Source organism: Micromonospora sp. CNZ322, from assembly GCF_007827755.1.
Window position 1 is genome coordinate 90765 of sequence record NZ_VITD01000012.1, and the last position, 14447, is coordinate 105211.

14 protein-coding genes are annotated in these 14447 nt (G+C 70.2%); 5 read left to right on the forward strand and 9 right to left on the reverse strand.

The annotated features are described in order from the left end of the window. Positions 1–67: 67 nt before the first annotated feature. The 4 genes from FB453_RS25160 to FB453_RS25175 are packed head-to-tail and all read right to left on the reverse strand — an operon-like array spanning position 68 to position 3142. The gene (locus FB453_RS25160; protein WP_145794121.1) at positions 68–1015 is read right to left on the reverse strand and encodes a formylglycine-generating enzyme family protein; all 948 of its coding nucleotides are present in this window, start codon (positions 1013–1015) and stop codon (positions 68–70) included. Between the two features lie 47 nt (positions 1016–1062). Further along, positions 1063–1602, reverse strand: a complete 540-nt coding sequence (locus FB453_RS25165; protein ID WP_145794123.1) for a hypothetical protein — start codon at positions 1600–1602, stop codon at positions 1063–1065. Beyond that, positions 1599–2126 carry a hypothetical protein gene (locus FB453_RS25170; protein ID WP_145794125.1) on the reverse strand — a complete coding sequence of 176 codons (528 nt, stop codon included), beginning with the start codon at positions 2124–2126 and terminating at the stop codon, positions 1599–1601. The genes FB453_RS25165 and FB453_RS25170 overlap by 4 nt, the downstream gene beginning before the upstream one ends. Further along, entirely contained in the window at positions 2123–3142 is a 1020-nt protein-coding gene (locus FB453_RS25175) for a hypothetical protein (RefSeq protein ID WP_145794128.1), read from the reverse strand. The genes FB453_RS25170 and FB453_RS25175 overlap by 4 nt, the downstream gene beginning before the upstream one ends. Positions 3143–3373: 231 nt before the next feature. Between FB453_RS25175 and FB453_RS25180 the strand changes: the two genes are divergently transcribed. Beyond that, positions 3374–5854 (forward strand): M14 family zinc carboxypeptidase, encoded by a 2481-nt coding sequence (locus FB453_RS25180; protein ID WP_145794130.1) that lies wholly within the window; start codon positions 3374–3376, stop codon positions 5852–5854. A 79-nt stretch (positions 5855–5933) separates the two neighbouring features. On the opposite strand, the gene FB453_RS25185 is transcribed toward FB453_RS25180, so the two are convergent. Continuing rightward, positions 5934–6401, reverse strand: coding sequence for a cupin domain-containing protein (locus tag FB453_RS25185; protein WP_145794132.1), 468 nt, complete (start codon positions 6399–6401; stop codon positions 5934–5936). Positions 6402–6517: 116 nt separating this feature from the next. Here FB453_RS25185 and FB453_RS25190 point away from each other — a divergent pair, with 116 nt between their 5' ends. Further along, on the forward strand, positions 6518–6988 hold the full coding sequence (locus FB453_RS25190; protein WP_145794134.1) for an Rrf2 family transcriptional regulator: 471 nt from the start codon (positions 6518–6520) through the stop codon (positions 6986–6988). 19 nt (positions 6989–7007) lie between these two features. Here FB453_RS25190 and FB453_RS25195 read toward each other — a convergent pair whose 3' ends face one another. Then, on the reverse strand, positions 7008–9137 hold the full coding sequence (locus tag FB453_RS25195) for a ThuA domain-containing protein (protein ID WP_145794137.1): 2130 nt from the start codon (positions 9135–9137) through the stop codon (positions 7008–7010). Positions 9138–9326: 189 nt separating this feature from the next. Continuing rightward, the gene (locus tag FB453_RS25200) at positions 9327–9680 is read right to left on the reverse strand and encodes a VOC family protein (RefSeq protein ID WP_145794139.1); all 354 of its coding nucleotides are present in this window, start codon (positions 9678–9680) and stop codon (positions 9327–9329) included. Positions 9681–9846: 166 nt separating this feature from the next. Between FB453_RS25200 and FB453_RS25205 the strand changes: the two genes are divergently transcribed. Both FB453_RS25205 and FB453_RS25210 read left to right on the forward strand, forming a co-directional pair. Then, positions 9847–10626, forward strand: a complete 780-nt coding sequence (locus FB453_RS25205; RefSeq protein ID WP_145794141.1) for a hypothetical protein — start codon at positions 9847–9849, stop codon at positions 10624–10626. Beyond that, positions 10623–10994: a GntR family transcriptional regulator gene (locus FB453_RS25210; RefSeq protein WP_145794143.1), complete on the forward strand. Its 372-nt coding sequence runs from the start codon at positions 10623–10625 to the stop codon at positions 10992–10994. The genes FB453_RS25205 and FB453_RS25210 overlap by 4 nt, the downstream gene beginning before the upstream one ends. Positions 10995–11170: 176 nt before the next feature. Here the strand turns inward: FB453_RS25210 and FB453_RS25215 are convergent, their stop codons facing one another. Together FB453_RS25215 and FB453_RS25220 are read right to left on the reverse strand one after the other, a co-directional pair. Beyond that, the gene (locus FB453_RS25215; protein WP_145794146.1) at positions 11171–12385 is read right to left on the reverse strand and encodes a sigma-70 family RNA polymerase sigma factor; all 1215 of its coding nucleotides are present in this window, start codon (positions 12383–12385) and stop codon (positions 11171–11173) included. After that, positions 12385–12771: a YciI family protein gene (locus tag FB453_RS25220; protein WP_145794148.1), complete on the reverse strand. Its 387-nt coding sequence runs from the start codon at positions 12769–12771 to the stop codon at positions 12385–12387. The genes FB453_RS25215 and FB453_RS25220 overlap by 1 nt, the downstream gene beginning before the upstream one ends. 438 nt (positions 12772–13209) lie before the next feature. Here FB453_RS25220 and FB453_RS25225 point away from each other — a divergent pair, with 438 nt between their 5' ends. Further along, complete coding sequence (locus FB453_RS25225) at positions 13210–14439, forward strand: cellulose-binding domain-containing protein (RefSeq protein ID WP_145794151.1); 1230 nt, start codon at positions 13210–13212, stop codon at positions 14437–14439. The last annotated feature ends 8 nt before the right edge of the window (positions 14440–14447 follow it).

The window sequence follows — 14447 nt, forward strand, 5'->3', positions numbered from 1 at the left end:
AGTCCTGCGCTTTTTGGGGTGCCGGCCGGGCGGAACTGCCGCTGCGAAGCGGCCAGCCGCTGTGGGCTCAGCTCAGCTCCAGGACGGGCCGGGTCAGGATCTCTTCGGCGTACCCGTCGTCAGAGGCGAGCCACTCGCCGAAATCCTTGTCCCGGTAGGCGGTCGCGAGGGCGAGCCACCCCAGGAAAAAACCGCTGCCTCCGCAGGTGGTGCCGCCGCCATCGCCGCCGCACACGATGGTGCGCTCGGTGGTCACCTCGTGCTTGTACGGATCTTGCCCGATCGCCAACCCCCACAGGTTGGTGTCGTTGTGCATTCCGGTTTTGTAGTCGTACGGGTAACCGTCGACGGGGCAGTCATCACCCCAGCGGAACAGAGTCGTCGCCCCCGCGCCGCATGCCCACTCCCACTCATCCGCAGTCGCCGTCCGCAGGCCGACGCTCGCGAGCTGGGCCATCGCCTCGTCGTAGGAGACGTCCGTAATCGCTCGGGCCTTCGCCACCTGCCCGGTCCGGTCGAACTCGACGGTCAGCCCACCGGCAGACCGGAACGTGCTCACCCCGTCGAGCTGGGCTCCCTGCGACGCGATGAGTTTGAGCACCCGGGGGTCGTCCGGCGCCAGCGAGACCTCGCAGGGGTCGAACGCGTCGACAGCGACCAGCATCGCTGGCAACTCCACGGTGCGCATCGGCGAGGTCATCGCGTCGACGTACTCGGCCAACGGTGGAAGGCCGTACTCGTCAGCGCTGTCGGCGTAGCTGGCCAGCTGGTCCGACGTGGGCTGGAAACGGGTCGCGTCGTGGCCGAGCGTCGGTCGGCCGCCGGGCACCAGAGCGAACCGCATCCCGTCCCGCTCGAACAGCGCCACCCGGTGCGACCGCCCCGCGTACACGATGTCCCGGAGGCCGACCGGCACGGCCAGACCGTACCGGTCGGCGATCTCCTCGACGAGCCGGTGGGCAGCGCCAGCGGAGAGGTCGTTCCACTGCGCACAAGTGAGATCGGCGTACGGCACCACGCAAGGATAGGACCGGACGTTCTGCTCCCGCAGGCGCGAAAACGTCACGTGCCAAACGCGTAGCCGCCGGGTCGGACCGGGTAGCGGGAGAGGTTGTACGGGGCGGTGTCGATGCAGTACCGCTTGGCGGGTCTGGTCGGATCGCCGCCGGCCTGGAGCGTCTCGATCTGGTCGGCTCGACCCGGACCACCCTCAATGATCTTGATGACGAAGACGTGGTTGACCATCGGGCTGCCGCCCTCCGGGACGACAGCGGTTACCAGTGCGGTGTCGCCCACCACGCTGACGCACGTCACCTCGGCGTGTCCCTCGCTCACCACGCTTCCGCCGGGCAGCGCATGCCGGAAACGGAACACGCCGTGGCCTGTTCCGTCGCGGTCGACCCAACCCAGGACACCGAACCGGATCTGATGACCGACTGTCCCGGGCTCGTCGTAGACGAAACCGCCAACGCCGGCGATCCACGCACCCGGCGTGGCGGGCACCTCCGGTGGGTCCTGGTCGTCGGCCCGCGCCGACAGCGGGGCACCGACGACCATCACGGCCCCGGCGAGCATGGCGACAAGCAGTTTGCGGGTTTTCATGGCTTCTCCATTCTGTGATTCATGGCTGCGCGCCGGCGGTAGTCGGCCGCCACCGCGATGACCAGAGGTCCCCAAGCGAGCATTGGGGCGTAGTAGCGGAGCACCTCCCAACCGGGAGTCGGGTGCACCGGTTCGTCGTCGCCGATGCCTACCCAGGTGCTCTGCACAAAGTGGAACCTCTGATTCAGGAGGAAGTAGACGCAGATGGCGACGAGCGACAAGCCGCCGATCAGTGCGACGCGCACGACCGGACGCGCCGGGATCCGACGGCCGCCGATGCGGGGCACCCAGTGCGGGACTCGTTGTCCCCACCCGTGCACCAGCCCGAGTGTCAACAGGGCCAGCCCCATCGACAGGGCGGACAGGAAGATCATGTACCACTGGGTGACGGCATCGTCGGTGAACACCAACGACAGTCGCCAGGCCGCGGACGGCAGGACGCAGAGCGGGACGGCGTAGGCGGCCCAGACCGCCCAGGGCGGCGGGGCGGCGGTCGAGACGCGGGCAGAGTCAGTGGGGTTCATGGACGCTCCGATCCTGGGGAGGCGGTCATGGCGACGTGGGTCGAGGTGGTGAGGGCGTAGCCGGCGGTGGTGACGGCCAACGACACTCCCCAGCCGAGGAACACCAGCAGCGTGGCGGTGACGGCCCACCCGTCCGACACGTCGGACCAGCGCGTGTCACCGGTGAGCAGCCGCCCGACGAGCACCGCGATGCTCAGCACGCCGTAGGTGACCAGCGTGAGCGCGACCACGCCGGCCGGGATCACGGCCAGCCGTCGGGGGACCTGTCGACCGTGTAGTCCCGGGACCCAGCGCGGAAACTGCTGCCCCCACCGCTGTACCAGCCCGAGAACGAGCAGGCCGGCGAGCGGCGGGACGACCGTGATCGCCACCCCCGTCGGCGTGGAGAGGTTCCGCTCGATGTCGTTCAGTTCGCGCTCGGAGATGCCGATCGGAACGCCGAGCACCCACAGCGCGTGGGGCACTGCCCAGCCGACCACTGGCAGCGCGACGGCGACGTACGCCCAGCGGCGCGTCCACAGCGGCACCGGCCGGTAGCCGACGGCGGCCGGTCCGCGCCGGGGCCCGGATGCGTTCGCGAGCCCGGCGAACAGGACGCCACCGGCCACCAGTACGAGCCGGGCCCCGAGGTCACGCCAGTCCGAGGGCCGCCCCGCCAGCGCTGCCGGGATCTCGAAGACCAGGTGCAGCGGGAACGCGACCACCAGGAGCAGCGCGGCCGCGGCCCAGCTGCAGGCGGTCGCCCAGGTGCCGGCAAACCGGACCGTGCACCCGAGCACCACCGCGAGGGCGACGCCGACTCCCACCGCGCCCCACCCCGACCAGAACGGCAACGCCACGACCTGGTCCGCACCGCACCCGCCCGCCGGATCGACCAGATCGGTGCGGTCGCAGGCGGTGTACCCCCACCGGCCACCGGCGATCCAGTACAGCCGCTGAGCGACCGCAGCGACGACGAACACGGCACACGCCAGCGCCCACGCTCTGGCGCGGTTCGGTACCTCAACGACAGCCATGGACCTACGATCGTCGGCTGCGTATCAGCTCTCCTCCCCGACAGATGGGGAAGCGTTCCCTCTGCCGGGGGACCTGGTGTCCGGGGTACCGGCGCGGGCGTACGGGGCCGGCGACGGTCGCCTCAAGGAATGCTCAAATTCGATCGACGTGAGCCGCTGGAGCCGCGAACGCACATACGCTCACCGGACCGGTCCGCCGGCAATCACCCGTCGTAGGCAGAAGGAGGGGGAATGCGGCGATCACAACGGCGCATCGCGCTACTCGCGCTGTCCACCCTGGTGGGTAGCATCCTCGTGACGACCGGCCCTGCGGGCGCGGATCCCACGGGGCCGTCAGCCGCCACCAGCCAATCCCAGCCTGAGGATCGTGAGTCGGTACGCCTCGTACACATCAGGCTGACCGGTGCCGACATGCTGGACAAGGTGGCCGCGGCGGGCTTCGACCTCGAACACGGCCTCCGGCGCGTGCCGAACGGCATCGAGGGCGAAGCGGTGGTGACCGCCGAGCAGGTCACCGAACTCACGGCGATGGGCGTCGAGCTGCTCGGCGACGACGCGGGCTTCGCCTGGAGCAACGAGGCCGACGGTGGCATTGGCGTCGGCGCGGCCAGCGCGCGGGCGGCCCAGCCGGCGAACCACGACGCGACGGTACGCGTGGTCCGCGCCGACTGGTTCACCACAAAGGGTCAGGGCTTCCTCTACGTCGAGGCGCGGACCACCGAGGGGCAGCAGGCGGACCCCATCGTCGGGATGCAGCTGGAGAACGACTCGGGGAAGGGCACGCCGTTCGGCTTCGCCCGGACGATGAGCCGGTTCGTCGACTCGGGGCAGTACATGTTCCACCGGAACCTGTTCAAGCTCGACGTACGCCCTAACAAGATCAAGCTGACGAGTTCCACCGGTGGCGTCGCGACCGGTGCCGTCTCCAACTGGCTCGAGGACGCCCCGCCGCCGCTGACGGCGAACCCGTCCTACAAGTCGGACTTCGTGGACGGCTACCGGCACCCGCAGCAGCTCTACAGCCGTGCCAAGGAGATCGCCCGTCAGTACCCGGACATCGCCGAGATCGTCTACCTGCCGAACCAGACGAACGGGTACCAACGCAAGGCGCAGGCCCAGATCGGCGGTACGGGGCAGGCGGCGGTCGTCGTCACCTCGGCGGCGTGGGGTCACCAGGGCGGCAACGACATCACGGTGGACTTCGTGGACCGACCCGACGCGAACCTTCCGCTCGCGGTGGAGGTCACCGGCAAGGCGGTTCGTGTCCTGCTCGCCACGGACGCCTCGGGTGCGCCGACGAGCACGGCCGCCGAGGTGGCCGAATCGCTGCGGACCCGCTCTGCGGGGCTCATCGACAGGGCGCACCCGTACCGCACCAACGAGGGCACCGGCATCGTCGCTCCGACGGCCGGCCCGGTCGCGCTGACCGACTTCCTCGACCAGAAGCGCGTCGGAGCACCGGAGGGCGAGGTGCCGCGCGGCCCGGCGACGATCCCGGTCCTGCGGATCGGCAAGCACCGTGACGGTACGAAGCCTGGTGTCCTCATCCAGGCGCAGGACCACGCCCGGGAGTGGGTGCCGGCGACGACCAGCCTGGAGTCGGCCGAACGTCTGGTGCACAACTACCGGTCCGACCGGGAGACGAAGAAGATCGTCGAGAACACGGACGTCTTCTTCATCCTGTCCAACAACCCCGACGGGGCGAACTACAGCTTCTACAACTTCGCCTCGCAGCGTAAGAACATGACGAACCACTGCCCGGACGCGAGCGCCGATCCGGCGCAGCGGAACTCCTGGGGCGTCGACCTGAACCGGAACTACCGGGTCGGGTCGGGCCACGACGGCTACGCGGGAGGGTCGACCAACTGCGTCAGTGGCACCTACCAGGGGCCGGGGGAGCTGTCCGAGCCCGAGTCGAAGAACATCATCTGGCTGGTCGAGAAGTACAAGAACATCAAGTTCATGATGTCGGTGCACTCCAACGGCGGCCAGCTCTTCTGGCAGCCCGGCGCCTACATCGCGGACGGCCGGATCACCACGCCGCGTCCGCCACTGGGTGACGAGGCGTTCTACTGGCAGTCCGCCGCCCGGATCCTGTCGCAGGTCAAGGCGCACCGGGAAACTGTCGTCACGCCGGAGAACGTCGGCGGCTCATCCGACGTCCTCTACTCCTCGGCGGGCAACGTACGCGAGGACCTGTACCACACCTACGGCATCTACGCGTTCGGCTGGGAGGTCGGGGGCTCCGTCTACAACCCGGCCACCGGCGACTGGCAGGGCGGTTCGTTCCAGCCGGAGTGGGACGGAAACCCCGAGCTCGTCAGTGGCCACGCCGAGACGATGGAGTACGCCAACGGGATCATGGAGATGTTCCGGGTCGCGGCCGACTGGGGCAGGGACAAGAAGGACCCGACGTCCCAGCTGGTTCCGGGCGCTGGGCGCTACTCCGGGCCTGTCGACGTGCGCTTCGAGACCAGCGAGCCGGCCACCATCTACTACACGACCGACGGCAGCCGGCCCACGCTCGAGTCGCCCCGCTACGCGGCGACCGAGTTCCGTGAGCCGGGGCAGGTGTTCCACGTGACCGAGACGACGACGTTCCGTTGGTTCTCGGTCGACAGCGCCGGCAACATCGAGAAGAACTACGACCCGACGAAGAACGACAGGCGCAACAACTACCGCACCGCGACGATCAGGATCGCCAAGAGGTAGCCCTCACGACGATCGTTGCCCCGTCGGTGCGGACCACCCGCGCCGGCGGGGCAACTTCTGCATGTGGAGGTCGCGTCGGTCAGCCTCGTCGGCCGGCCCACAACGGGCTGTCCACGTAGTGGTTGTCGTAACGGTCCTGGGTCTCGGCGACGTCCTGCCAGGTGGCTTCGCCCTGGTGCACCTTGTCGAGCAGTCGGTAGTAGTCGAACCGGGGCCTGCCGGGGGTGATCACGACGAGGAAGTCGGCGTCCTGGCCGTCGGCGGGGGCGAAGGCGTGCGGGGTGTTCGGCGGGACGAAGAGCGCGTCTCCCTTGTGCAGGGTGTGCACCTCGTCGTCGACGAGCATGTCAAGGGCGCCGTCGAGCATGAAGAACAGCTCACCGGAGTGGGTGTGGAGGTGTGGCGGGGCACCGTCGGTGCCGTGCTTGAGCACTGTGCGGTTGCTGGTCAGGGCGCCGCCGGTGTGCTCGGGGTCGAGGAGCAGCGTGATCACGCTGGCCGGATCGCTGTCGAGAACCTCGGCCTGGGCTGCGCGTACCAAAGTCATTGTCGACTCCTTCGTCGTCCGTCGATTCCTAGACACTAGATGTCCAGAATCAGTCGACGCCAGCGATCATGGCGTGCGTCACAAATTCTGGACAGGTAGAGTCCAGGATTATGCGGATGAGTCAGGGCGTCGAATGGGCCCTCCACACGTGCCTCAACCTGAGCTGGCTGGACGCCCCGGTGCCGACCAGCACCCTCGCCGCCTTCTACGAGCTGCCACCGGCGTACCTGAACAAGCAGCTCCAGGCCCTGGCCCGGGCCGGGATCCTCACCTCGACCTCGGGGCCGCGCGGCGGCTTCCAACTGGCCCGGACCCCGGCGGCGATCTCCCTGCTGGACATCGTGGCCGCGATCGAGGGCCCGGAGGAGCTGTTCCAGTGCGACCAGATCCTCCGCAAGGGTCCGGGCGAGCACGTGGGCGTCGACTATCGACAGTCCTGCGCGTTCGCCCAGGCCATGCGCGGCGCGGACCTGGCCTGGCGGCGGGAGCTGGCCGGCAAGACCGTTGCCGACGTCCGGGCCGACGTCGAGCGCGGTCACCCCGACGCACCAGCCAACACCCGGGCCAGGATCATGGAACTGCGCTAGGGGGTGGTCCGGCCCGCGGTCAGCGGCCGTGCACCTCCAGCTCCCACAGCGAGTAGCCGTACGCGGGCAGCGCCCGCTGGGTGCCCTGGACGCGCAGGTAGCGACCGGTGGCCGAGATCGCGATGTCGTCTACACCGCCGTCGCCCGTGGTCGTGGTGTGCACCGGCGACCAGGTGACGTTGTCCGGGGAGACCTGGATCTGGTACGACCGCGCGTACGCCGCCTCCCAGGTCAGCCGGACCCGATCGAGGGTGCGGGACGCGCCGAGGTCCACCGAGATCCACTGCGGGTCGGCGTACGCGCTGCCCCAGCGGGTCGTCGTGTTGCCGTCCACGGCGTTGCCCGCCGTGTGCGCGCTGCCCGGCTCCACGCTGGACGTGGTGACCGGCCGGCCCCGGGAGAGCAGGGTGCCGCTGGCGGCGGTGCCGTAGACATTCAGGTCCCACAACGAGTAGCCCCACTGGGTGGCGCGTTGGGTGCCGTATACCCGCAGGTAACGGCCGGTGCCGGTGACCGTGAGGTCGTCGACGCCACCGTCTCCGGTGGTCGTGGTGTGCACCGTCGACCAGGTGGCGTTGTCCGGCGACACCTGGACCTGGTACGCCCGCGCGTGGGCCGTCTCCCAGGCCAACCGCACCCGGTTGATCGCGTACGTGGCACCCAGGTCGACGGTGATCCACTGCGGGTCGGCGTACGCGCTGCCCCAGCGGGTGGTCGTGTTGCCGTCCACGGCGTTGGCCGCCGCGTGGGCGCTGCCCTGCTCGACGCTGGACGCCGTCACCGGCCGGCCCTGGGCCAGGTCGGTGGCGGGTGGCTCACTCGGACCGTCGGTCCTGATCCGCACGTTGCGGTAGTTGATGTCCATCCCGGCGCCGTCGTTCTGCAACCCGATGTAGCCGTTGGCGATGGCCCGGCTGCTGACGTAATCGTTGATCTTGACGCCGTTGAGCCATATCTCGACCCGCTGGCCGTGCACGCCGATCTCGTAGGTGTTCCAGGAGCCGGGTGGGTTCAGCGCCGCCGCGCGGGCGGCCTGGTTGGGTGCCTGGAAGCTGTAGACGCTGCCGGTGGTGCGCGTCGCGTCGCCGTCGGTGGCGTCAATCTGGATCTCGTGACCGGCGGCGACCGGGCCCCACGGGTCGCCCTGCGGATCGGGGAACCCGATGAAGACCCCGCCGTTGTCGTCGCCCGGCATCATCCAGTCGACCTTGAGCGAGTAGTTGGCGAAGGTGCGCACCGGGTACCAGAGCAACCCCATGCCACCGTTGGACGTGAGGGTGCCGTCGGCCACTGTGAAGCCGCCCGGCCCCGCCTGCCGCCACTGCCCGAGGGTGGCCTGGGTGCCGTCGAACAGCGGGGTGTAGCCGGGCTCCGGCCGGCAGTCGGCCGCCACCGCCCCGGCCGCCACCTGGATGCCGCCCAGCAGCATGCGGGTGAAGTTCGGGTCGGCGTAGCTCTGCTCGGTGTGGCCGAGGCCGGTGTACCAGGAGCGTCCGCCGCCATAGTTGTGGCACCAGGTGATCGGGTGGTCACCACCCATCGACCCACCCGTGTACGACGACTCGTCGAGGTTGGCCAGCACCTTGACCGCCGAGCGGGGGTTGGTCCGGTAGTTGTACCACTCGTCGGTGCGGGTCCAGGTCGACGGCAGGTGCGCGGTCGAGGCGTTGGCCCGGTCCTCGACCCGCACTGTCGCCTGCTGGGTGGCCGGGTGCGAGGCGAAGTACCCGCCGACCAGCCCGCCGTACCACTGCCAGTCGTACTCGGTGTCGGCGGCGGCGTGCACTCCGACGAAGCCGCCGCCGGCGGCCAGGTACGCCTCGAACGCGCCCTGCTGGCCGGCGTTGAGCACGTCGCCGGTGGTGCTGAGGAAGACCACCGCCTGGTACTGGGCGAGGTTGGCAGTGGTGAAGGTCGCCGCGTCCTCGGTGGCGGTGACGGTGAAGCCGTTCGCCGCGCCGAGCTGCTGGATGGCGGCGATGCCGTTGGGGATGGAGGAGTGCCGGAAGCCGGCGGTCTTGGAGAAGACCAGGACCTTGCCCAACGGTGCGGCCTCGGCTGGGGACGAGGTGACCGCCGCCGCACCGGCGGCGAGGGTGAGTGCGGTGACGACGGCGGCGGCGAGCGTGCTGATGGCGCGTCTACGCATGCGGGGCTCCTTGTGGGGAAGTGCCCGGTGTGCCCACGTCCGCCGAAACGAGGGCGATGTCGAGACGACGCGGAGCGGTGCCACCGTGCCGGGTTGACGGCAACCGGGTGAACATCGATCCACATCGTTGATGTGCAGTTAACATCGGGCGTCTGTGAGGGTCAATCCCTCGGGATTGCCGGCACCGTCTCAGGAGCGGTGAGCCGCCACATTGATGACGTTGCCGTCCGGGGCGCGGACGAAGAACCTGCGCACGCCCCACGGCTCGGTGGTCAACGGATGCACGATCTCGTAGCCGAGCCGCTGTGCCTCGGCATAGGCGCCGTCCACGTCATCCACCTGCACGCTGATGACCGAGTCCTCGGGTGCGGTCGCGTCGCCGGAGACGAGCTGCACGGCCACGTCGGGGTCGGGCGAGGTGTAGCGGGCCACCCAACCCAGGTTGAATGCCTCGGTGCTCAAACCGAGAAAGTCGGTGTAGAAGCCCTTCGCGGCGCCGACGTCAGCCACCGGAAGGTTGGGCAGAATGCGGACGACGCGCATGGGGACCTCCAGCTCAGGCGATTGAGACTCCTGATTATTCGGGTGCGAGGGAGGGCGGTGGGGCCCGCCTGGCTGTTCGGGACAGCACGCGAGCCCAGCGTTGACATTGTCGCACGCTATGACTCATCCTGTTGAGACAATGCTTGCGACATTCGGGGGTGGTGGCATGCGCGAGGCGGATCTCACGGAGGCTGGGCGGTGGCTGGCCCGGCACGGCCTGACCGACGCCGAGCCGACCCCGCTGATCGCGGCGCGGCTGGCGGCGCGCGGGCGTGCCAAGGCTGCCGGCAGCCTCCTGCTGGCCGCATTCCTGCTTGGTGCGGCACTGACGCACGTGCTGGGGCGGCTCGCCGACGGCGCGTTCTCCTGGCTGCCGGTGCTGGTGCTGGCGGCGTTGGTGGTCGGGTTGCTGGTGGGGCAGTGGCTGCTCGGCTGGTGGGTGCGGCGCGTCGACCTGCGGGCCGGCGCGCAACTGTCCCGGCGGGTGGCCCACCCGGTCGAGCTCGGCTGGCCGGCGGTGCTCGGCCGGCCGCACGCCGTCTTCACGGTTGCCACGTTCACCGGCGCGGTGCTCCTCGCGGTGAGCGTGCTGCCGGTCGCGGACTCCAGCCTGCGGTACGGGGCGATCGTCGTGCTGATCAGCCTCGCCGGCGCCGGCGCCGGCATCATCATGCAGCTGCGCCAGATCCTGGCGAGCCCGGCCGTGGCCGAGGACGAGGTGTCGCTCACGGCCGATGTCATCATGCGGGTCGAGGACACCCGCGCCCTCGTCACACCGAGCCTGGTGTGGTCGCTGCCGGCCATCCTCCTGTCCGGCGAATCGCTCGGCTGGTGGAACGCCGTTGCGGTGGGGCTCGTCGTGGCGGGCGTCAGCGCGCTCTACCTCATCCAGGTCCGGACTGCGGATGTCGGGACGGCGGCACGGCGGGCCATGGCCATCCAATGATCGTCATCGACGCGGCCTCGCCGACACCGCCGTACGAGCAGCTCCGAGCCCAGCTCGCGAGGCAGGTCCAGGACCGCTCGCTCGCCGTCGGCACGAGACTGCCGACGATCCGCCGGCTCGCCGCCGACCTCGGTCTCGCCGTGAACACCGTCGGTCGGGCGTACCGGGAGCTGGAGGAAGCCGGACTGATCGAAACCCATGGGCGGGCCGGTTCGTTCGTCTCGGCCGCAGGCGAGCACTCCCTTGAACAGGCCCGCCGCGCCGCCCGCGCCTACGCGGCGGTCATCGCCAGCGTCGGAATCGACTCCACCGAGGCGATCCGGATCGTCGCGGCGGCGCTGGGCGACGCTTCGGCCGTCAGGCCCTGATCCGCTCGGCAATCACCACCGCGACGGCCCTGAGCTGCCCGCCGGAGAGCGGTGGCTCTGGCGACACTGACCCGCCGACCGCCAACGTCAGGACAGCGGCCACCAGGCCGCCGACCAGCCGGGCGCGACTCGGTTCACAGCCCGCGTACCGACTGACTCTTGACGGTTCTGAGGAGTCAGCTCAGGCCGGCCGCCTTGCGCAGCAGCACCGCGCGTTCGCGCTGATTGGCGCAGAGCCGGGCGGCCAGCTCCAGCTCGGCGCGCGCCTCCGGAAGCCGGCCGAGGCGGGTCAGCAGCTCGCCGCGTACGGTCGGGACGAGGTGCGACCCGGGGAGCCGGTTGGAGGCGATCAGCTCGTCCACGATGGCCAGGGCTGGCGCCGGACCCGAGGCCATGGCGACGGCGACGGCCCGGTTGAGTTCGACCACCGGCGAGGGCGCGACCCGGCCGAGCGTCTCGTAGAGCCGGACGATCCGGGCCCAGTCGGTCTCCTCGACCGAGGCTGCCGACGCGTGCGTGGCCGCGATGGCGGCCTGTAGACCGTAGGGGCCGAGGCCGCGCTGCGATGCCCTGGCCAGCGCGGCCAGCCCACGGCGGATCGCCGGGAAGTCCCACAACCGGCGGTCCTGGTCCTCAAGGAGGATCGGGGTGCCGTCCGGGCCGGTCCGGGCCGGGAAGCGCGCGGCCGTCAGCTCGCACAGGGCGAGCAGGCCGTGCACCTCCGGCTCGTCCGGCTGTAGCGCGGCGAGTGTGTGGGCCAGCCGGATCGCCTCGTACGCCATGTCGGTGCGCAGCAGCCTGTCGCCCGACGTGGCCGTCGACCCCTCCGTGAAGATCACGTAGAGGACGCTGAGCACACCGCCCAGCCGCTCCCGGCGCTCGCCGGCCGGCGGCAGTTCGAACGGCACCCCGGCCGCCGCGATCGCCTTCTTGCCCCGGGTGATGCGGGCCTGCACGGTCGGCACCGACACCAGGAACGCGCGGGCGATCTCCTCGGTGGACAGCCCGCCGACCACCCGCAGGGTCAACGCCACCCGCGCCTCGCGGGAGAGCAGCGGGTGGCAGCTGACGAACATCAGCGCCAGCACATCGTCGTCGATCCGGTCGGGGTCGATCTCCTGAGCGAGCGCGGGATCGGCCGCCAACAGTGCGTATCGCTCCTGGAGGGCGACCCGGCGGCGGATGGCGTCGATCGCCCGCCGCCGGGCCGTGGCCATCAGCCACCCGGCCGGATTGGCCGGAGAGGCACGCTGCCAGGACACCAGCGCCTCGGCCACCGCCTCCTGGGCGGCGTCCTCGGCCAGCCCGAAGTCACCGGTGAACCGGGTCAGCGCGGCCACGATCCGCGCCGACTCGATCCGCCAGACGGCCTCGACGTCGGCCGTACCCATCAGACCTGGCCGTTGCTCTCGCCGCCCCGCGGGACCTCGTCGGCCTCGGCCACCCGCCGGACCTCGATCTTGGACCCGCGGACCGCCGGGACCCGCCTGGCCCACTCGACCGCCTCCTGTTTCGTGGCGACGTCGAGCAGGAAGTAGCCTCCGAACAACTCCCTGGTCTCGCCGTACGGACCGTCGGTGACCACCGGTGCCTCGCCACCGAAGTCGACAACGACGCCCTGGCGCGGATCGTCCAGCCCTTCGGCCGCGACGAGAACGTCGGCCTTCATCATGTCCTCGATGAACTGGCGGGTGGTGGCCATCATCTCGTCGATGTTGGCCATCATGGCCGCGTTCGTCTCATCGGTGCCCCGCATGATCAACATGTATTTCGACATCGCGTTCTCCTCATCCGACGGGGCCGTCTCCCGGCCCCAGCATCCCCACGTCGAACGAGCGGCCGACGGATCGACACGGGCCGGGGCATTCTTTTCCTGTCCTTTGCTCGTCGATCTTGCACTTGCTGTCCCGACATAAGGGGCATTCAATCTATGTCGACAACTGAAACTGCATGATCGACGCCGCGGGAGAGCGCCGCCGACGCTTGATTAGATAGTCGGATATCAATAGATTGAGGGTGGGCGCCGCCGGGGTCCGGGGGACCGGGCCGTCGGCGGCTGACAGGTCCACCCCCGAGCCGGGCATTTCGGTCGTACGCGCGACCGGTCGCTGTGGCGCACCGCCGCGCCGCATCCAGGGCACGTTGTCGCGCCGCGTCCCGTCCAGGACGCGCCGCCGTGCCGCCTCCGCTCAGCTCGATGGCAGAAGGACCCTTCATGACGATTCTCCGTGCCCGCCCCGCCGCGACCCTGGTGGTCGTAGCCGCGCTGGCCGCCGCCGCGACCACAACCGGAGCGGCAGTGCTCAGCGGCCCCGCCGCAGCCGCCCAGGGTTGCCGGGTCGACTACACGCCCAATCAGTGGCCCGGCGGATTCACCGCCACCGTCAAGGTCTCCCCGGGGGACGCGGCCGTCTCCAGTTGGACCGTCACCTGGACGTACGCCGGGGACGAGCGGGTCACCAGCGGCTGGAACGCCACGGTCAGCCAGTCCGGATCGACGGTGACCGCCCGCAACGCGTCGTACAACGGCAGCATCCCGGCCGGCGGCTCCACCGAGTTCGGGTTGCAGGGCACGTACGGCTCCAGCGGTGGTGCGCCGACCGGGTTCAGCCTGAACGGCGTGCCGTGCAACGGCGCCACCCCGCCGCCGACGACCCCGCCGCCGACGACGCCGCCGCCGACCACGCCTCCGCCGACCACGCCTCCGCCAACGACGCCTCCGCCGACCACCCCGCCGCCCACCACCGAACCGCCGACCGGGTGCGCCGGCGCGGTGCTCTGCGACGGCTTCGAGGGCCAGACCGGTTCGACGCCGTCCGGTGACTGGGCCGTGGTGAGCCCGGACTGTTCCGGCGCCGGTACCGCCACCATCGACACGGCGACCACGCACAGCGGCAGCCGGTCGGTCCGGATCAACGGCGCCGCCGGGTACTGCAACCACGTCTTCATCAGATCCACGAAGAACCTCGGCAGCGTGGGCAACGTGCGGTACGGCCGGATCTGGGTCCGGCACACCACGGCCCAGCCCACCGAACACACCACGATGATGGCGATGGCCGACGCCGCCGACGGCAACAAGGACCTGCGGTTGGGTGGCCAGAACGGCGCCCTGCAGTGGAACCGCGCCTCCGACGACGCGACCCTGCCCGAGCAGAGCCCGGCCGGGGTGGCGCAGAGCCTGTCGTTACCCACCAACCGGTGGACCTGCGTCGAGTTCATGGTGGACGGCGCGGCCGGTCAGCTGCGTACCTGGGTGGACGGCACCGCCATCCCCGGGCTGACCGCGGACGGCGCACCGACGCACGACATCGACGGCCAGTGGTACAACCGCACCTGGCGGCCGCAGCTCACCGACCTGAAGCTGGGCTGGGAGAGCTACGGCGGCGGAGCCGACACCCTCTGGTACGACGACGTCGCGCTGGGGTCCAGCCGGATCGGCTGCTGACCCTTCGG